The 19,159-nt window shown below is 42.1% G+C and carries 18 protein-coding genes; 5 read left to right on the forward strand and 13 right to left on the reverse strand.

What is annotated here, in order from left to right:
- Nucleotides 1–61 precede the first annotated feature (61 nt).
- On the reverse strand, nt 62–1,177 hold the full coding sequence (gene citZ, locus N8M93_RS15255) for a citrate synthase (protein ID WP_261133223.1): 1,116 nt from the start codon (nt 1,175–1,177) through the stop codon (nt 62–64).
- Nucleotides 1,178–1,556: 379 nt separating this feature from the next.
- A complete protein-coding gene (locus N8M93_RS15260) occupies nt 1,557–2,018 on the reverse strand; it encodes a DUF441 domain-containing protein (RefSeq protein WP_261133225.1) in 462 nt (153 codons plus the stop codon).
- A 103-nt stretch (nt 2,019–2,121) separates the two neighbouring features.
- On the opposite strand from N8M93_RS15260, the gene ytvI reads away from it, so the two are divergent.
- Nucleotides 2,122–3,240 (forward strand): sporulation integral membrane protein YtvI, encoded by a 1,119-nt coding sequence (gene ytvI, locus N8M93_RS15265; RefSeq protein WP_261133326.1) that lies wholly within the window; start codon nt 2,122–2,124, stop codon nt 3,238–3,240.
- Nucleotides 3,241–3,461: 221 nt separating this feature from the next.
- Here ytvI and N8M93_RS15270 read toward each other — a convergent pair whose 3' ends face one another.
- The 8 genes from N8M93_RS15270 to N8M93_RS15305 form a co-directional block, all read right to left on the reverse strand.
- The gene (locus N8M93_RS15270; protein ID WP_261133227.1) at nt 3,462–3,857 is read right to left on the reverse strand and encodes an FxsA family protein; all 396 of its coding nucleotides are present in this window, start codon (nt 3,855–3,857) and stop codon (nt 3,462–3,464) included.
- Between the two features lie 51 nt (nt 3,858–3,908).
- Nucleotides 3,909–5,663 (reverse strand): pyruvate kinase, encoded by a 1,755-nt coding sequence (gene pyk / locus N8M93_RS15275; RefSeq protein WP_261133231.1) that lies wholly within the window; start codon nt 5,661–5,663, stop codon nt 3,909–3,911.
- 129 nt (nt 5,664–5,792) lie between these two features.
- Nucleotides 5,793–6,752 carry a 6-phosphofructokinase gene (gene pfkA / locus N8M93_RS15280; protein WP_261133328.1) on the reverse strand — a complete coding sequence of 320 codons (960 nt, stop codon included), beginning with the start codon at nt 6,750–6,752 and terminating at the stop codon, nt 5,793–5,795.
- 123 nt (nt 6,753–6,875) lie between these two features.
- The gene (accA, locus tag N8M93_RS15285; RefSeq protein WP_261133232.1) at nt 6,876–7,853 is read right to left on the reverse strand and encodes an acetyl-CoA carboxylase carboxyl transferase subunit alpha; all 978 of its coding nucleotides are present in this window, start codon (nt 7,851–7,853) and stop codon (nt 6,876–6,878) included.
- Nucleotides 7,853–8,707 carry an acetyl-CoA carboxylase, carboxyltransferase subunit beta gene (gene accD / locus N8M93_RS15290; RefSeq protein WP_261133234.1) on the reverse strand — a complete coding sequence of 285 codons (855 nt, stop codon included), beginning with the start codon at nt 8,705–8,707 and terminating at the stop codon, nt 7,853–7,855. The genes accA and accD overlap by 1 nt, the downstream gene beginning before the upstream one ends.
- Before the next feature lie 120 nt (nt 8,708–8,827).
- On the reverse strand, nt 8,828–9,463 hold the full coding sequence (locus tag N8M93_RS15295; RefSeq protein ID WP_261133235.1) for a FadR/GntR family transcriptional regulator: 636 nt from the start codon (nt 9,461–9,463) through the stop codon (nt 8,828–8,830).
- A 29-nt stretch (nt 9,464–9,492) separates the two neighbouring features.
- Nucleotides 9,493–10,731 (reverse strand): NADP-dependent malic enzyme, encoded by a 1,239-nt coding sequence (locus N8M93_RS15300; RefSeq protein WP_261133236.1) that lies wholly within the window; start codon nt 10,729–10,731, stop codon nt 9,493–9,495.
- Between the two features lie 301 nt (nt 10,732–11,032).
- A complete protein-coding gene (locus N8M93_RS15305; RefSeq protein WP_261133237.1) occupies nt 11,033–14,404 on the reverse strand; it encodes a DNA polymerase III subunit alpha in 3,372 nt (1,123 codons plus the stop codon).
- 150 nt (nt 14,405–14,554) lie between these two features.
- Here N8M93_RS15305 and N8M93_RS15310 point away from each other — a divergent pair, with 150 nt between their 5' ends.
- The 3 genes from N8M93_RS15310 to N8M93_RS15320 all read left to right on the forward strand — a co-directional run bounded on the left by N8M93_RS15310 (nt 14,555) and on the right by N8M93_RS15320 (nt 15,682).
- Nucleotides 14,555–14,881 (forward strand): YtrH family sporulation protein, encoded by a 327-nt coding sequence (locus N8M93_RS15310; RefSeq protein ID WP_260412276.1) that lies wholly within the window; start codon nt 14,555–14,557, stop codon nt 14,879–14,881.
- Nucleotides 14,882–14,884: 3 nt separating this feature from the next.
- Nucleotides 14,885–15,388: a sporulation membrane protein YtrI gene (gene ytrI / locus N8M93_RS15315; protein WP_261133242.1), complete on the forward strand. Its 504-nt coding sequence runs from the start codon at nt 14,885–14,887 to the stop codon at nt 15,386–15,388.
- Between the two features lie 105 nt (nt 15,389–15,493).
- Entirely contained in the window at nt 15,494–15,682 is a 189-nt protein-coding gene (locus tag N8M93_RS15320) for a hypothetical protein (protein ID WP_261133244.1), read from the forward strand.
- Between the two features lie 348 nt (nt 15,683–16,030).
- On the opposite strand, the gene N8M93_RS15325 is transcribed toward N8M93_RS15320, so the two are convergent.
- A complete protein-coding gene (locus N8M93_RS15325; protein ID WP_261133246.1) occupies nt 16,031–16,981 on the reverse strand; it encodes a bifunctional oligoribonuclease/PAP phosphatase NrnA in 951 nt (316 codons plus the stop codon).
- 117 nt (nt 16,982–17,098) lie between these two features.
- On the opposite strand from N8M93_RS15325, the gene N8M93_RS15330 reads away from it, so the two are divergent.
- A complete protein-coding gene (locus N8M93_RS15330; protein ID WP_261133248.1) occupies nt 17,099–17,401 on the forward strand; it encodes a YtpI family protein in 303 nt (100 codons plus the stop codon).
- Nucleotides 17,402–17,463: 62 nt separating this feature from the next.
- On the opposite strand, the gene N8M93_RS15335 is transcribed toward N8M93_RS15330, so the two are convergent.
- Both N8M93_RS15335 and N8M93_RS15340 read right to left on the reverse strand, forming a co-directional pair.
- Complete coding sequence (locus tag N8M93_RS15335) at nt 17,464–18,780, reverse strand: CBS domain-containing protein (RefSeq protein WP_261133250.1); 1,317 nt, start codon at nt 18,778–18,780, stop codon at nt 17,464–17,466.
- A gap of 80 nt (nt 18,781–18,860) precedes the next feature.
- Nucleotides 18,861–19,106 (reverse strand): hypothetical protein, encoded by a 246-nt coding sequence (locus tag N8M93_RS15340; protein ID WP_261133252.1) that lies wholly within the window; start codon nt 19,104–19,106, stop codon nt 18,861–18,863.
- Nucleotides 19,107–19,159: the final 53 nt, after the last annotated feature.

Below are 19,159 nucleotides of genomic sequence, written 5' to 3' on the forward strand. Positions count from 1 at the left end.
GGATCATGTCATGATGAATCTCATCCGACACTTTAGCAGTAAGTCGACATTGGTCATTTAATCAGCGATTTTCAATTGTGACATATTTTTGCTTATCAGGTCCGATGTATTCTGCACGAGGACGGATCAGACGGTTGTTTTCATACTGCTCTAAGATGTGCGCTAACCAGCCTGAAACTCTGCTCATCGCAAAAATAGGTGTGAAAAGATCATGTTTCAGTCCAAGGCTGTGATATACAGATGCTGAGTAGAAATCAACATTAGGAAGCAAGCCCTTTTCATTCGTCATCAACTCATCCAGCTTTACAGACATGTCATACCACTTGGATTCTCCTGTAATGTCAGTCAATTGCTTAGACATTTCACGAAGGTGCTTTGCACGAGGATCTCCATTCTTATATACACGATGTCCGAATCCCATGATTTTTTCCTTACGTTCAAGTGCTTCTTTCAAATAAGATTCGACGTTTTCTGGTTCACCGATCTCAGTAAGCATCTTCATTACTCTTTCGTTGGCTCCACCATGAAGCGGTCCTTTCAATGCCCCGATCGCTGCTGTTACACCAGAATAGATATCGGATAGTGTCGCGACACAAACACGGGCTGTGAATGTAGAAGCGTTGAGCTCATGGTCAGCATGAAGTACTAATGCTTTATTAACAGCTTTTTCGGAGATTTCATCAGGTTCTTTTCCGTTTAGCATGTACAAGAAGTTTGCAGCATAGCTGAGTTTTGTATTTGGTTGAATGACTTCTTGGCCATCACGTAAACGAGAGAATGCCGCCACGATGGATGCAAGCTTCGCCTGTAGTCGAATCGCCTTTGTGAAATTCGCTTTCTCATTCATTTCATCTGCTTCACTATCGTATAAGCCTAATGCAGATACAGCAGTTCTGACCGCCGCCATTGGATGGATTTCATCAAGCGGAAAGCTTTTCATCATATCCAATACTTGCTGTGGTAAAGCGTAATGCTTGGATAATTCAGCATTGAAATCATCCAATTCTTTTCGGTTCGGTAATTTACCATACCAAAGTAAGTAAACAACCTCTTCAAAACTTGCATAATCTGCAAGATCGTCAATATTGTAGCCGCGATATGTCAGTACACCATCGATGATCGAACTTACCGAGGATGTTGTAGCTACAATGCCTTCTAAACCTCTAGTGGTAGTCATGGCTCTCTCTCCTTTTAATAAAATTGATTTCTCTGTTCTCTTAATACAATAAAGCACGTGCCCAAAAAGTTTGACGAACTTTTTGTATCAAAGAAATGTTTACCGTGAAGTAAACACATTAATTAAGGAAGGATAAAACGCATACATATTAATTATAAACAAGTTTCTGAACTTTGTGAACGCCTACGACTCGAAAACCTTAATATATCAACGCAATTCTCTAAATTAAAGACAATTTAACGCAAGGTTTTGATGGTCATAATTCCATTTTATGGCACGGAAAATACTGACTTACCGTTGGCGAACCGCAAGATCACTCGCAACCAGCTCTTGGAATTCGTGTAAATGTATATCGACTTTCAACAAGAAAATCATACCTTCATGAAATGTAGTTTACGACTTTCATGACCATATATGCAATTCCTGCTCCAATCAAAGGACCGACTGCGATACCATTAAAAAGACTTACTGCTAAAATTGTTCCAAAGACCAGGGCGGTTGTGATATGCGGATCCTCAGCGAGGAGCTGGATTCCGTTTGCAGCGATTAATGCAACCGCAACTCCTGATCCCAGTGCAATCCATGCATAAGACGATTTCAGTGCTTCTCCTAACTGTTTGAAGCCGATATCACCAGTGGCGATTGGAACAAGAACGGCAATGGTGATAATCGTTACACCCCATTCAATCCCCTTTTTTTGAAAGGCTGGAAAGATTTTATCGCCAAGCCCAACCCATTTGATGACAAGCAGAAAAACAATTGCAATCAATAAGGACTTGTTCTTTGCCCAAAGCGCAATGCCTAATAATACTAACAAAAATAAAGCTGGTTGATCGAACATTCTCTTCTCCCTCTCTCATTTTCATTGAATCTTACCGCCTATAATTGTAAAATAATACTAATCCACAGGGCGACCGACCACCCTGGCGAAAGGATCGATGCAGTTGAATCTTCATTATGTATATAGCTTTTTAAGATTTCTATTAGTCATTGCAATCATCATCTTTTCTTTTTATGCCCTGCTGCTCACCGCGAAAGTCACCTATCCATTCATCATTGCTTTTTTCTTAGCTCTGATGATCAATCCGCTCGTCAATCTTCTTGAGCGGAAGGGAAAAATGCCTCGGGGAATTGCCGTCATGATCATATTGATCCTACTGATCGGGCTGATCGCCGGCTTCTTGACATTGTTGATCAGCGAGATGATTTCGGGATTTGGTTATCTTGCGGAAGTGATCCCGCAGCATACCCAGACATTAGTCCATTTCGGCCAAGCATACTTCACTCAGCAAATTTTACCGATCTACTATGATTTGGTAGCAATGTTCAAGAGTCTTGATCCATCACAACGTGAAACCGTAATCGGTAACATCCAATCAATTGGCGAGAATATTACTGAAAACGTTAAAGCGTTTGTCCAGTCCGTGTTGATTGGATTACAGAACTTTTTACTTAGCTTGCCTAATGTTGTCACGGTTATGATTTTTTCTTTACTTGCTACGTTTTTCATCAGTAAGGATTGGTACCGGTTCAAAGGCTGGTTAGAGAGAAAAACCCCCGAACGGACTGTTGAAAGCGGCAGAAGTGTCTATAACGAGCTTCGTAAAGCACTCGTTGGATTTATTAAAGCACAATTGACACTTATATCAATAACCGCGGGGATCGTATTGGTAGGACTTCTTATTTTACGAGTTGATTATGCTATTACCATTGCTATTCTGATCGGTATAGTCGATCTCTTGCCTTACCTTGGCACAGGAGCCGTTTTCGTCCCCTGGATCATTTATTCCTTTGTCATGGAAGAATTCACCCTGACGATCGGATTATCAATTTTATACGGTGTCGTCATCATACAGCGACAAATTATGGAACCTAAGATTCTATCTACAAGTATAGGATTAGATCCTCTTGCTACATTAATCTCTTTATTCGTAGGTTTCAAGTTATTCGGTTTCCTCGGACTGATCATCGGACCTGTCACTCTGGTTGTTATTCGAGCTTTGAACCAGGCGAATGTATTCAAGGATATATGGCATTTCATCATCGGTAAAAAAGCAGCGTGACATGATACGGGATCGACCGGTCATTTTTGTAAAGAGACACCTTGGGCAAGTTGATTGGAGAGCATTGCGCGAGACTCCTCGAAAGTGAAAATCGGATTTTCTTCGTGCGATGTACCGCTGCCGAAGCTTTCCTTGTTTAAGTGCAAGAGCAACAAAGGTTGCGAAAACAGCGTAATTTAAAAAACTGGACTGACTATATGTGTAGTCAGTCCAGTTTTTAGTTATCGCCGGATGGTGAATGAAAATTGACCTGAGTCAATTTTCTTTTGTATGAATCGTCTCATCCCGATTTTAACGAACGCCCGGGTATAAGGAATCAACAATAAAAATCCTACAGTATCCGTGATGAAACCCGGGGTCAACAACAAAGAGCCCCCTATCAGGATACAAATGCCATCTAAAATCACATCATTCGGTATTTGCGCATTCTGCAATTGGATTTGTGCCAGTCTCAGAGTTTGCATGCCTTCTTTTTTGGCCAGCCATGCACCAATGATACCTGTTGCGATGATGAGTAGGATCGTAATCGGTACCCCAATTGTATTTCCAGACCAAATCAAAATACCTATTTCCATTGCAGGTACGATAATGAGCAATAATAAGAGAATTCGAAACATAGGCTCGCCCCTTCAGAACGGTGTTACTTCCATTATATCTGAAATTACGACTTATAGCACACTTGTCTTACCGCTGTATACCACACCGCGCGAGCCATCAACAGTTATATCCTGTCCATCCTTTAGGAGTTTAGTTGCGTTCTCAACTCCTACGATGACAGGAACTCCAAGACTTAGTCCAACTACAGCCGCATGACTTGTCAATCCACCTTCTTCGGTTATGATGGCAGCAGCCTTTTTCAATGCCGGCATCATTTCACGATCCGTACCGATTGTAACAAGGATATCCCCATCATTGACTTTTGAAGATGCATCTTCTGCATTGTTTGCGACTACAACCTTCCCTGCAACAGAACTTTGTCCGATCCCTTGCCCTTTTGCAATGACATCTCCGACTACATGGACCTTCATCAAATTAGTTGTTCCTGTTTCTCCAACAGGAACACCTGCTGTGATAAGGACGAGGTCCCCGTGATTGACAATGCCGGATTTAAGAGAAGCATTGACTGCAATTTCCAATAATTCGTCTGTCGATCTCGCTTCCTCACTGAGCTGAGGTGTAACGCCCCATACGAGGGACATTCTTCGGCAGACCACCTCTGAGCTCGTCACCGCAATGATCGCTGCTTCAGGACGGTATTTTGAAATCATACGTGCAGTATGACCACTTTCGGTCGGAGCAATGATCGCAGAGATATTCAAATTGTATGCCGTGTGAGAAACTGATTGACTGATCGCATCCGTAATAGTCAACTTGCTTGATTTGCTTCTAGAGTGAAGGATCTCTGCATGATTCATCGCAGTTTCTGCTTTCATGGCAATCTTATGCATCGTCTGAACAGCTTCAATTGGATATAGACCTGCAGCTGTTTCACCTGAAAGCATGATTGCATCTGTTCCATCAAAGATCGCATTCGCGACGTCACTAGCTTCGGCACGTGTAGGACGCGGATTACGCTGCATAGAGTCAAGCATCTGAGTAGCTGTTATAACAGGCTTCCCTTTATCGTTACACTTTCGGATCAATTCTTTTTGGACAAGTGGAACTTCTTCCGCAGGAATTTCAACACCAAGATCTCCACGAGCTACCATCAAACCATCAGAAACTTCAAGAATTTCGTTGATATTATCGACGCCTTCCTGGTTCTCGATCTTTGGGATGATCTGGATATGCTCTGCATTATGGCGTTCGAGGATCTCGCGGATTTCTAATACATCCGATGCCCGGCGTACGAAAGATGCCGCGATAAAATCGACTCCCTGACGAATTCCAAACTCGATATCACGTGCATCTTTATCTGTGATCCCAGGTAGATTTACGGAAACGTTCGGGACATTAACACCTTTTTTGTTTTTCAATGTACCGCTGTTCAAAACGCGCGTCTGGAGCTGGTTGTTTTCGACTTTTGTGACTTCAAGTTCAATAAGACCATCATCAAGCAGGATTGTTGAACCGACCTTTACATCATCCACCAGGCCTGGATAAGTGACTGAAATCTTCGTATCATCTCCAGAAACCTCTTCCATGGATACGATAAGGTCTTGTCCAGCTTTCAATTCAACTTCGCCATTTTCCAATGTACCCGTTCGAATTTCCGGCCCTTTCGTATCAAGTAGAATTGCTACTGTTTTACTTGTCTTTTCAGCTGCCTGACGGATATTTTGGATACGAGCACCGTGTTCGTCAAAATCCCCATGTGAAAAATTCAGTCGTGCGACGTTCATCCCTGCATTGATCAGTGATGTCAATGTTTCTATCGTTTCACTTGCTGGTCCAATTGTACAAACAATCTTGGTATTCCTCATCATGTTCCTCCTTGGAATTAACTCTTCTATATGTTTCTAAAGGAAACTTGGGACAGCCAAGCTTTAGCGCAGGCTGAGCCTAGTTGCCCTTATATTGAAGAAAGATAGCAAACCTTTCTCCGGAAACCTTTATATCGAAAGCTCTTGAGAGAGCAGGTACATCTCATTATCGATTTTGTGGGATTGAGACAGAACATCATTTATGTCATGTGCAACGATATTGTTCTTTTGAATCCCAACTGCTTTTCCAGCTTCTCCAGCAATTAACATCTGGACCGCTTTAGCTCCAAGCCTGCTTGCTAACACACGATCAAACGCAGTTGGTGAACCGCCCCGTTGGATATGGCCTAAAACAGTGACTCTAGTCTCATAGTTCGTCGATTCCTTGATTTGATTGGCGATATCGACCCCACTGCCTACGCCCTCTGCCACGACAATGATGCTATGCTTTTTCCCACGGTCATGTCCTCGGCGTAACCTGTCAGTGATCTCTTCCATTTTAAAGTCTTCCTCAGGAATCAAAATTGATTCAGCTCCACCAGCAAGTCCTGACCAAAGTGCAATATCTCCAGCGTTACGTCCCATTACTTCAATGACATAAGTCCTTTCGTGGGACGTAGCAGTATCACGTATTTTATCTATCGCATCAATAGCAGTGTTCAACGCAGTATCAAAACCGATCGTGTAATCCGTACCAGGGATATCATTATCGATCGTTCCAGGTAATGTAATTGTCGGGAAACCATGCTCCGTCAGTTTTTGGGCACCACGATAAGAGCCATCACCACCGATGACGACTAGACCATCAATCCCGAATTTCTCCAGTTGTTTAACACCTTTCATTTGTCCTTCGTGCGTCTTGAATTCTTCACATCTTGCGGAATATAGCATCGTTCCGCCCCTATGGATGATATCACCAACAGATCCAAGCTCCATCTTTTCGATATTGCCTTCGATCAAACCAGCATATCCATGATAAATCCCGTACACTTCTATTTTTTGATATATTGCTTCCCGTACAACAGCTCGTACAGCTGCATTCATACCCGGGCTGTCTCCTCCGCTTGTCAATACTCCTATCCGCTTCATATCTTTCACCTCGACCAATAGTTGTGTTTGTTGTGTTCTTAAAATATCATGTTCCAAAATGGAAGACAATAGACAATCATCCAACAGAAAAAGTGCTTTCCCATGACAGGAAAAGCACCTTCTTTATTTTACGCTGATGGAATCGCTTTCAAAGGTATATTGTCCGATTTTTTTGTATTTTTCATAACGATGAGCGACTAGTTCCTCACATGTCATGTTAGATAATTCATCTAATGATGCTTTCAGCACTTCTTCTATGTGTAAAGCTTGTGTTTCAAGATCTCGATGGGCTCCTCCTTCAACCTCAGGGATCATCTCATCAATGATACCCATATCAAGCAGGTCAGGTGCTGTGATTTTCATCGCATCAGCAGCCCTTTTGGCTTGAGTTGAATCTTTCCACAATAAAGCTGCTGCTCCTTCAGGTGAAATCACAGAGTACCATGAATTTTCGAGCATGTGCACATGATTTCCTACCCCGATCGCAAGCGCTCCACCGCTAGCACCTTCACCAATAACGATGCATACGACAGGCACCTTCAATCCTGCCATTTCCACAAGGTTGCGGGCAATCGCTTCACTTTGTCCTCGTTCCTCAGCAGACATACCAGGGTACGCACCTTTTGTATCAAGAAGACAAACAATCGGACGGTTGAATTTCTCTGCCTGTTTCATCAAACGTAATGCTTTTCGATATCCCTCTGGGTGAGGCATTCCGAAATTCCTTCGAAGGTTCTCTTTTGTATCCTTACCACGCTGATGACCGATCACAGTTACAGGCTTACCATGGAATTTCGCGATTCCTCCGACGATAGCTTCATCATCACCGTATAACCGATCACCATGCAGCTCAAGAAAATCCGTGAAGAGAGTGGTGATGTAATCTAAAGTTGTCGGTCTTTCCGGATGGCGTGCCAACTGGACGCGATCCCAGGGGGTCATGTTACCGTATATTTCTTTCTCGACTTTCTCCAACCGTTCTTCCAATCGTTGAAGTTCATCACTAAGATCAATCCCTTTTTCATCCATGAATCTCTTCAATTCAGCTATTTTACTCCGCAATTCCTTTGCTGGACGTTCAAACTCTAATTCTCCTACCATCACTCTTCACCTCCTTCATGAATATCCAATACATTTGCAAGTGTCGCTTTCATTTTTGTTCGATGTATTACGGCATCCAACTGACCGTGTTTCAATAGAAATTCAGCTGTTTGGAAATCTTCCGGCAGTTCTTGCCTGATTGTCTGCTCTATGATTCTTCGGCCGGCGAACCCTATCAATGCTTGGGGTTCAGCAAAATTATAATCCCCGACGGATGCAAAACTTGCAGAAACGCCTCCTGTAGTAGGGTGAGTCATGACAGAAATAAATAATAATCCTTCTTCATGATGACGTTTCAATGCAACACTTGTTTTTGCCATTTGCATCAGGCTAAGGACCCCTTCTTGCATTCTAGCTCCACCAGATGCGGTAAAGATGATGAAAGGCTTTCGCTCATCTGTAGCTGCTTCAATTGCCCTTGTAATCTTCTCACCTACAACTGATCCCATGCTACCCATCCTGAAGTGCGCGTCCATCACCGCAAAAATGATGGAATGACCATCTATGTCCCCTTTTCCGGTCACAACCGCCTCATTGATTCCTGTTTTCTTCTGATCTTTATCGATCGTTTCCAAGTAATTCGGAAAATTCAACGGGTTTTCTGTTTGCATTTCTTGATTGATTTCATTAAACGTACCTTGATCAATGATCAGGTTGATGCGCTCTTTTGCGGTCATCCTGAAATGATGATCACATGAGATACAAACTTTATGAGCTTTATTCAGTTCCTTTGTCGTCATGATGGATTTACAAACGGGACATTTGGTCATCAGTCCTTCAGGAACATCTTGCTTTACTCGATCAGATGGGATTGTTGCATATTTTCTTTTTTTGGCAAACAAGTCTTTTAACAAGTTGTTGCACCTCCATAAAACACATATAAAAATTCTCAAGCACCATGACAGCCGTTCTAGCGTGATGAATTATCAAAACGCTTGATGGCTCTGGTACAGAACCATTTATTTTAAATTTTATTACTGCTGAAATCTCTGAATGGAAGCTAACTGCGTTTCTTCCACCCCAGCCTGGATCAACGATGCAATGTGCCGGTAGTCGGATACACAATAGGTGTGATCCCGAGTGGAACCTGTATCATCGTACTCATTCAATTCAACCCATAGCCGGTACAACAAAAAATTTTGCGCTGCATCAAAAATAATTTTGAAGAAGTCCCAATCTATTGGAGAAGGGACTCCTTTTGTATCGTATTTCTCCATACGTTCAAGCTGAGCCTGTAATTTCAAAACCTGTTCATTCGTCCTTCGTTCAGCAGCAAGTACAATCGCATTTTTCTCAATGAGGTTTCTGGTTTCTGCGAGTTCCTTCCTTGCTGTTGCATCATTCAAGATAAAGGAAGCAAGCACCTCGACAAGGCGATGCTTCCTTGGCTCTTTAATAAATGTCCCTTCGCCTCTACGTGTTTCAATCAACCCTAGTAATTCCATAGCCCTCAGTGCTTCACGGACAGAAGATCTGCCGACATTGAGCCTTTCTGACAATTCTCTTTCTGAAGGCAGCTTGTCCCCCGGTTGAAGCTGGTCATCAAACATGATCGTTTTCAGCTTATTTAAAATCTCTACGAACATTTTTTCACGAGGTTTGGTTGTCATTAATAAGGCACCCACTTTTAGAGGCTGGTTTATTTTTCATCAATCAGAGCTAAACGACGGGTTTTCGCTGCAATTTCCTCAGGATCGACCTCGATTCGAGCCACACCTGTTTCCATTGCCGCTTTTGCCACTGAAGCCGCTACTGCAGGGGCAACTCTCGGATCAAAAGGTGCCGGAATGACATAGTCATCTGCTAACTCAGTCGGTTGAATAAGATCAGCAATTGCATAAACAGCTGCGATCTTCATTTCTTCGTTTATGTGTGTAGCACGGGTATCTAGTGCTCCACGGAAAATCCCTGGGAAAGCAAGGACGTTATTCACCTGGTTGGCAAAGTCAGACCGGCCTGTTCCAATCACTTTAGCACCTGCTTCCTTCGCTTCAACCGGCATGATTTCAGGGACTGGGTTCGCCATAGCGAAGATGATCGGATCATCGTTCATTGTTTTCACCATGTCAGGAGTCAATGCCCCTTCAACAGATACACCGATAAAGACATCCATTCCTTTGACCGCTTCTTCTAACGATCCTTCTACTTGCTGCCGGTTCGTAAAATGAGCAACCTCAGCTTTGACCCTGTTCATCCCATAAGGACGTCCTTCATAGATCGCACCTTTAGAGTCACACATGATGATGTCTTTGACACCGAATCTGTTCAGGAGCTTGATGATGGCGATTCCAGCAGAACCGGCACCATTTACTACGACTTTGATGGATGACATCGACTTTCCAGTCAATTTAAGAGCATTCACCAACCCAGCCAATGTTACGATTGCGGTACCGTGTTGATCATCATGGAAAATCGGAATGTTCGTTTCCTTCTTCAAACGCTCTTCGATTATGAAACAATTTGGCGCAGCGATATCTTCCAGATTGACCCCACCGAAAGTCGGTTCGAGCAATTTGACTGTCTGTACAATTTGATCGACATCATTCGTATCAAGACAAATCGGGAACGCGTCTACTCCAGCGAAGCTTTTGAATAGGACAGCCTTTCCTTCCATGACAGGGAGTGCTGCTTCAGGGCCGATATTGCCGAGTCCCAGTACCGCTGTTCCGTCAGAAACTACAGCAACAGTATTCCCTTTCATTGTATATTCATAGACTCTGTTTTTATCTTCATAAATATCCTTGCAAGGTTCTGCGACACCAGGAGAATAAGCAAGACTCAAATCAGTCGCATTTCTCACTGGTACTTTTGCTTTAGATTCTAGTTTACCTTGGTTGATTCTGTGCATATGCAGTGCTTCTTCTCGAGAAACAGACATAAGTTCATCTCCCTTATCCATTTAGCTTTGTTCATTCTAAAGTTGATTCTTCATTAAAAATTTCTTCAAGTGAAATTTACGACTCCCGATCTCAACAATAAAGATAACAAAGCCTTATTTTTAAATAATAGCTACGTCTATTGAAGCATAAAATACACCTTAAAATAAACAGAAAAATAAACAGAACACATTGTTTTTTACAATGCTGAACATTTGTATAATCATATAACCCGAAGTGGTCAGACCACCTATCGACCTATCCATTATAACAAACCTGGTCAAGCTGTAAAGAATTAACGTTTTATTTTAAAACGACATTTTGTGTGCCAAGCAACGCTTCAAACTTTACAACACATTCCCGAGTAGGGTCAATGCTGAACTCCTTTGATAATTTTACAGTTTTTCTGTCCTGTTCGTAATACAAAATGACGTCGGTGTTTCCCGGATATTGGAGAACGATTTTTTTGATTTCATGGAGTACCCCTCGTTCTTGTTGGGATGGTTCTACCTTAAGAAATAGACTATTCGTTTTCTTCTCATTTGGTTTCGGGAGTGTTTGAAGATCAGCAGCTTTATCAATGATGACCTTCAATCCATCAGACGGGTCCACTTTCCCTTCGACAAGAAGAAGACTTCCGTCTTGATATAATTCAGCATTTTGCTGATAAGCTTTCGGGAAAACGATTCCTTCGATTTCTCCTGTTTCGTCACTGAACTGGACAAAAGCCATCCAATCTCCTTTTTTTGTTTTGATCAATTTTGCTTTTGTGACCAAGACGCCTAGTCGAATCTGTTGCTCCTTGTTATCAATCTCACCAATTTTACTACGGTTGTAAACATCAAGGACCTGATTAAACTCTTCTAAAGGATGTCCTGTCAAATAAAAGCCTAACACTTCAAATTCGAACTGCAGGGTTTCCTTATCTTGAAACGGCGGAACGTCTTCCATCACAGGTTGATCAGAGCTTTGATCATTTTCGAATAAATCGATTTGATCTTCTTCCTTCGCCTTTTGGATTTTTGCACCATAATCGATGGCGACATCGAGATTTGCCAGAAGCTGAGCCCGGTTGGTTGAAAAAACATCGAGACATCCTGCAAGGATCAGTGACTCCAACGATCGTTTATTCATCGTTTTCAGAGATACCCTTTTACACAAGTCGAAGATATCCAAATAAGGTCCCCTATGCCGTTCTCGTAATATCGCTTCGATTGCTCTGATACCCACATTTTTAATAACAAGAAAACCCATCCGTAAGCCATCGTCCTCGACCTTGAAGCCTGCATCGCTTTCATTGATTGAAGGGGGATATACCTGCATCCCTTTTTGACGTGCCTCGCTTAGATAAGCTGCTGTTTTCCCATGATTACCAACTGTACTGCTCAACAGTTCAGCAAGGAAGTGCAACGGATAATTCGCTTTCAAATAAGCCAATTGATAAGCGATAACACTGTACGCCACAGCATGGGAACGGTTGAACCCATAATTAGCAAACCTGACGATCAAATCGTAAATGTCATTTGCGACATCCACGTCATACCCTTTGCGAGTCGCCCCAGTCACGAAATGATTCCTCTGTTCATGAAGGACTTCTGCTTTTTTCTTACTTACTGCCCTTCTGAGCAAATCAGCTTCCCCTAGAGAAAATCCTGCCATAGTCGAAGCAATCTGCATGATTTGCTCCTGATAAACTATGACTCCGTAGGTTTTGCCTAAAATCTGTTCCAGATCAGGATGAGGGTAGTTCACCTTAGTCTTTTGATGCTTGCGCTCGATGTAGGCTGGGATGTTTTCCATCGGACCTGGTCTATATAAAGCATTGACCGCGACGATGTCCTCGAATTCTGTAGGCTTCAACTTTCGTAGCACTTTCCTCATGCCATCAGATTCCAATTGGAAAATTCCTGTTGTATCCCCTTTGCTTAATAGCTGATATGCCCTGTCATCATCAAACGGCAGGTCGTTGAGAAACACTTCCTCTCCAATACTTCTCTTAATCGAGGTTCTGATGTTTTCCAGCAAAGTTAAATTACGAAGACCTAGAAAGTCCATTTTAAGGAGTCCGATCTCTTCCAGACCATCCATCGTATATTGTGTCAGATCAAGGAATTCGCTTCCTGTCTGTGTGGGCACAACCTCATTGAGAGGATCTCTGCTGATGATGATTCCTGCTGCATGTGTTGATGAGTGTCTCGGGAGTCCTTCGATCGTTCTTGAAATATTCCATAAAGTCTGGGCTTCTTCAGATTGATCAAGCGTCTTTTTAAGCAAGGGGGACTCGTTGACTGCTTTTTCCAACGTAATCCCTGGCCTTGAAGGGATTTGTTTAGCAACCTTATCGACAAGGCGGTTATCGAGATTCAATACACGCCCGACATCCCTTACAGCGGCCTTTGCAGCCAATGTACCGAACGTAATGATTTGCGCCACTCGTTCTTTCCCATATTTATTCGAAACATATTCGATGACTTCGTCTCTACGGGTATCAGGAAAGTCAATGTCAATATCAGGCATCGTCACTCGTTCGGGGTTCAAAAACCGCTCAAAAAGGAGTTCCTGGTCGATCGGATCGACTTGAGTAATATATAACACGTATGACACAAGTGAACCTGCTGCCGATCCCCGTCCAGGTCCTGTCATGATTCCATTTTCTCTGGCAAACTTCATGAAATCCCAAACGATCAAGAAATAATCATTGAAACCCATTTCCTGAATAATATTCAATTCGTAATCCAGGCGGTTGATCACTTCGGAAGTTAGATTGGCACCATACCGCTCTCTGACCCCTTCTTCACAAAGCTTCCTCAAATAAGAACCACTTGTCTCATCTGAAGGTAATGGATAATGGGGGAGGATCGGATTCCCGAATTCCAGTGTTACATTACATTTGGCAGCAATCTCTTCTGTGTTTTGGATCGCTTCCTGGATATGAGCAAAATGTGCTTCCATCTCCGGGATGGATTTGAAATAGTGCTCATTCGTCGGAAACCGCTCGTGATCTACATCGGTCAGTTTCGTGCCAAACTTTATGGCGCGCAATGCCTCAAACGCATTCGCATCGTCTTGGTCTATGTAATGGATATTATTCGTTGCCACCACCGGAGTATCAGTCTGCTTTGAAAGTTGATTGACATTCAGATTGAGCTCTTTTTCCCTTCCAATTCCGTGATCCTCTATCCCTAAATAAAAATCTTCGCCGAATGACTTCTTCATTTTACTGCACATCTGTACAGCGATCTGCATGTCAGTCTGGAGAAAGCGCTGGATAATCCCGCTCACCCCGGTTGATACAGCAAGAAGCCCCTCGCTGAACCTATGAATATCAGCCAGTCCAAGTGCTGGCTGCTCTTTCCCCTTATATGTCTGGAGCATGGAACTTATTTTGATCAATTGCCGATAACCGATATCATCTTTTGCATATAACAGAAGTTTGGCCGGAGACGAATTCTCGTCGGCAGAAAAATGAATATCGACTTCCAGGCCAAGAATCGGTTTTATCCCTTTTTCCTTACAAGATTTATAGAACGAGAGTATGCCATACATGACATTTCGATCAGTAAGTGCTAACGCAGACATCCGATATTCTTTTGCACGTTCGGTCAACCTGTCTATCCTGCAAGCACTTTCCAACAATGAGTATTCACTATGTACATGCAAATGAACAAATCCCATTTGAGTCACCCCCTTCTTCCTTTTCCTATTTTCATTATATACAAGACAGTGACAACATGAAATGAAGCATACTTATTTGTGGTTGTCCATACTTATAAATAGAGAGGGTATATCAGAATATCAGATTCTCAAGTTAAAGGTGGGATCTGCTTGGTCAGAGAATTTGTTTCAACAACTATCATTTATTATTGTATAGCCTTTGGAATCATATTAGGTGGGTGCTTGGTCGGGGCGATCGGGATGATGTTGACTGGAAAGCCACCATTCCTTTCAATGACACAATTATCTAAGAGCTTGAAAATATGGGCGATTGTCGCTGCAATCGGAGGGACTTTCGATACAATCGATAATTTTGAAAGAGGGTTCGAAAGTGAAGCATGGATAGAAGTCATAAAGCAAATCCTCTATATCGTCTCCGCTCTCCTTGGAGCAAATTCAGGCGGGGTGATCATTCAATGGATTACACAGGAGGATTAGAAGATGAGGATTCCTCCCCTCTATCGCCGTAAAGGGTATCAGAGGTTTTTTGCCGGCATTGTGATCGGCTTCATCATTGGGTGGTTCTTTTTTCTTTTGAGTTTAGGTGGTTTACAGGATTTTTACATGACTGAGATCGATCGAAGGGATGAAAAGATTAGAGGCTTGAACGATGAATTCAAACATTTCAAACAAGATTATGAAGAAAAAAATAAAGAAAATGAAAAGAAGCTTCGCATTCAAGAGATTAAAGTCACCTTTTTAAATCGGGAACAGGCAGGATTGAAAGGACTACAGATAATCGAGCTTGAAAATGCAGTGAAATCAGAGCTCCATGACGTGTTGACAAAAGATATTGAATCAGTCGGTCAAAACGCTAATTTATTGATCCGGACGCTTGAAAACAAAAACTTTCTGATCGGAAAAGAAGAGTATAATGTAAAAGTCTATCAAATGCATCTTTATACAACATTACGTTTATATTTGAAAATCGAACAGGTAAAATAGGCTTGTTTTTTGACAATTGTGAGACATTTGAGTTTCATCGTTAGCAAAGTACATGCACATCGTATACAATATAAATAGGAATAAACGTGTTTAGGGGGATTGTGTATGATCATCAATCGAAAAGAAATGGCAAAAGCGAAAGTCGAAAAGTTGAAAAATGGCTATTCTGCATTTGCAGAAACGAAAGAAGTTGCCGAACTGATTAAGAAGCAAGCGACTGAACTAAATATCGAATTTGTAGAGGACGTGACAGAAATTGGTTCCTGGTTCATCCCAGCCAAACAACAATTATAATGAAATGAAAACATAGCCCCGCCTTTTTCAATAAAGGAACTGGGGCTATTATTTTTTGTGAGTGAACCCTCATGCGGGATATGCGAACCAAGTGTAACCAACAGCCATGCTTCCAGTTAACGGACATGAGAGCCGTTATTTGTGAACAAAACAGTGGATTTCCTATGATATTCACGAAATAAGGTCCCTGGTGTCCGTTAAGTTTGTAAAATTCCATTATTTTGGTCAAATAAGGGCTCCTGTGTCCGTTAAGGATAGTCAGTCATCAAGTAACCTTCGTAACTAATCGGGTTGCTTCCGATTTTCGTTTGCCCGGGAAAGGGCGAATCCGTATAAAGGGAATAAAGCCTATTTTGATTTATATGAATGACAAGCTTCAACGAGATCCTCAATGATCTGTTCAGTCTCTTCGATGGTATAGACGGTAGCCCCCGAAGCCATTGGATGCCCTCCGCCATTATATTTGGCTGCAATCGTGTTGACGATGGGTCCTTTGGAACGAAGTCTAACACGATATTGATCAGGTTCCTCTACAAAGAACACCCAGGTCATAAGTCCTTCCACGTTCGAGAAAGAATTGACAAGTAAAGATGATTCATTCGGGGTCGTATTGAATTTCTCCATAACTTCCCGCGTCAAGTACATATAACCTACACCAGGATCGAGATATTTGAAATTGGATAAGACATGACCATTCAATCGTGCTAAGTTCAATTTCACTTTATACATCTCTTCATAAACTGCAGAGATATCGAATTCATAATTCCGTAATTCACCTGCATATTTCATCGTTTTCTCAGTCGTATTCGGAAACAGGAATCTCCCCGTATCTCCTACGATTCCTGCATAAAGCAATCCTGCACCTTTATCTGAAAGCTTGAACTGGTGTTTTTCCTTTCCATATAAGTAAAACTCATAAATCATTTCACTTACACTACTTGCATCTGTATCGACCCAGATCAGATCACCATAATGATCTTCGTTTGGGTGGTGATCGATTTTAATGATGAAATCCCCGGAAGGGTATCTTTGATCACTGATCCGTGCTTGATTGGCGGTATCACAAATGATGACGAGTGCACCATCATAAACACTATCTGGAATGGTGTCCATTTCAATCATGAATTTCAGGGAATCTTCTTCTTCACCAACGACATATATCGATTTGTCCGGGAAAGAAGATTTTAAAACTTCAGATAATCCACCTTGTGAACCGAGAGCATCCGGATCTGGACGCACATGGCGGTGGATGATGATTTTTTCATATTCTTTGATCTTCTGTATGATTTGTTCTTTCATTACGGACTCCTTTAACTGTAACCTAATGTTCACTTTAGATAACGACTAAGTATAGATTTTATATCCTTTTTTCTATACAATGGTACTCGAATGATTCAACTGTATTGGAGGATTATCATGCCTGTATTCATCATCATTATCGTTTTATCAATCAGCCTTTATATATTCTATAAGATCAAAGAGTTCCGCGTAAAGGCTCCTTATGAGAAGAAATGGACGAAATCGAAGGCTAACATCGCTCTTGGTGTTTTCATAGGAATATTCGGACTAAACCGTTTGTTCATCAATGAGTCCACCTATGATCTGGTCATCGGCGGTGTGTTTCTGGTTTTAGGTTTGATCAATGCATTCATGGGATATAAAGCGTATAAGTACTTCCTTCCCCTTGCTATAGAGGAGAGAGAACAACCCAATTCATAGATTATTTGGAGGCTGTCCAATTAGTGTGAAACACTTATTGGACAGCCTCATTTAGAAGTTCATTAAAGGTGGCGTTCGATAAGTTGGGCCATCATGAGGGCTTTTCCGACTACTTCCCCTTCATGATAGATTTCGACGTCAACTTTCCCATACCGTCTGCTCAGTTCTAGGATCTTTGGTCGGATCGTAATCTTACTATCGATTTGCACAGGCTTTAAGAAGTACAAAGTGATATTTTCTACAACAAGGTCACCCTTCTTCTTCTTGCGCAGAGCCCTGCTCCCGACCTCGGAAACCAATGTTGTCATCACGCCATAAGATAATGTCCCTAAATAATTCGTCATCTGTGGAGTGACTTCACAGGTGAAAAACACATCTTGTTCATTTTCATTATCACGGACATTACTTGTAATCAAGTCATCAAATGTTTCGCCGATCTGCGGTTGTTTTTGAATCATTTGCAGGGCTTTCAACACATCTTGCCTGCTGATGATCCCTTGCAGTGTTTGTTGGGAATCCACGACCGGTAAAAGTTCTATGCCCTCCCAAATCATCATATGGGCTGCGTTTGCAACAGATGTCGTCGCGCTGACAGTGATCGGATTTTTTGTCATCACCTTTTCAATCGCCAAATCATTGTTTTTACCAATGATATCTTTGGAAGTCACAATACCCACGATCCGGTTCTTCTTATCCACTACAGGATATCGGCTGTGGTCGGTTTCTTTATTCAACTCATACCATTTCGTAACCTTCTCATCATTAACAAGATAATTGGTCTGCTCAACCGGAATGGTGATATCACTTACGAGGACGATCTCCTTTTTGATCAATTGGTCATAAATGGCACGATTGATCATCGTCGCTACCGTAAATGTGTCATAACTAGTTGAAATGACGGGAAGTTCTAATTCATCCGCGAGTTTCATAACCGTTTCATCTGTATCAAAACCACCAGTAATCAACACAGCGGCTCCGGCTTTCAAACCAAGCGCATGTGCTTTGGTACGGTTTCCAACGATCAGCAAGCTGTCAGGATCCACATATCGCATCATCGCCTCAAGTTTCATGGCACCGATGACGAATTTGTTCAGTGTCTTATGCAGCCCTTTTTTCCCACCGAGAACTTGTCCCTCGACAACATTGACGACTTCAGCATAGGTCAGTTTCTCGATATTTTCTTTTCGTTTCTTTTCAATACGGATTGTGCCGACCCGCTCTATCGTGCTGACCGTCCCCTGGTTTTCTGCATCTTTTATTGCCCTGTAGGCTGTACCCTCACTAACAGAAAGAGCTTTTGCAATTTGTCTGACAGAAATTTTACTGCCGATTTCCAGTGTTTCGATATACTCTAATATTTGTTCATGTTTTGTTGACATCATTTCACCAATCTTTCTAATAAAACCGATCTCCGCAAATTGCTAAGTCTTTCCTATTATACTAAGGGTATACCTTTACATCAATGCTGTCTGATTCTCTTGCGTTCTTTTACCGGGCGTCTCAGTGTTATCGTTTGTTTTGATTCTTGAGGATACTTTTGGAACAGCAACACAGAAAAATTTCCGCCTATAACGAGCAAAGCAAAGAATAACCAAACCCCAGAAAACCATCCGCCTAATCCTGTCCCGATCTCAGGTAGATAAGGAACAGCAAAGTAGACAAGTGCAAGGGCACTCAATAACGATAAAATCAGTCTATTCTTCATAATCGTTCTCCTTCCTTGTACATGAGGGATGTCCTTATATTTAACCTATGCAG

This window comes from Bacillus sp. Marseille-Q3570, from assembly GCF_946151055.1.
GTDB lineage: Bacteria > Bacillota > Bacilli > Bacillales > Fictibacillaceae > Pseudalkalibacillus.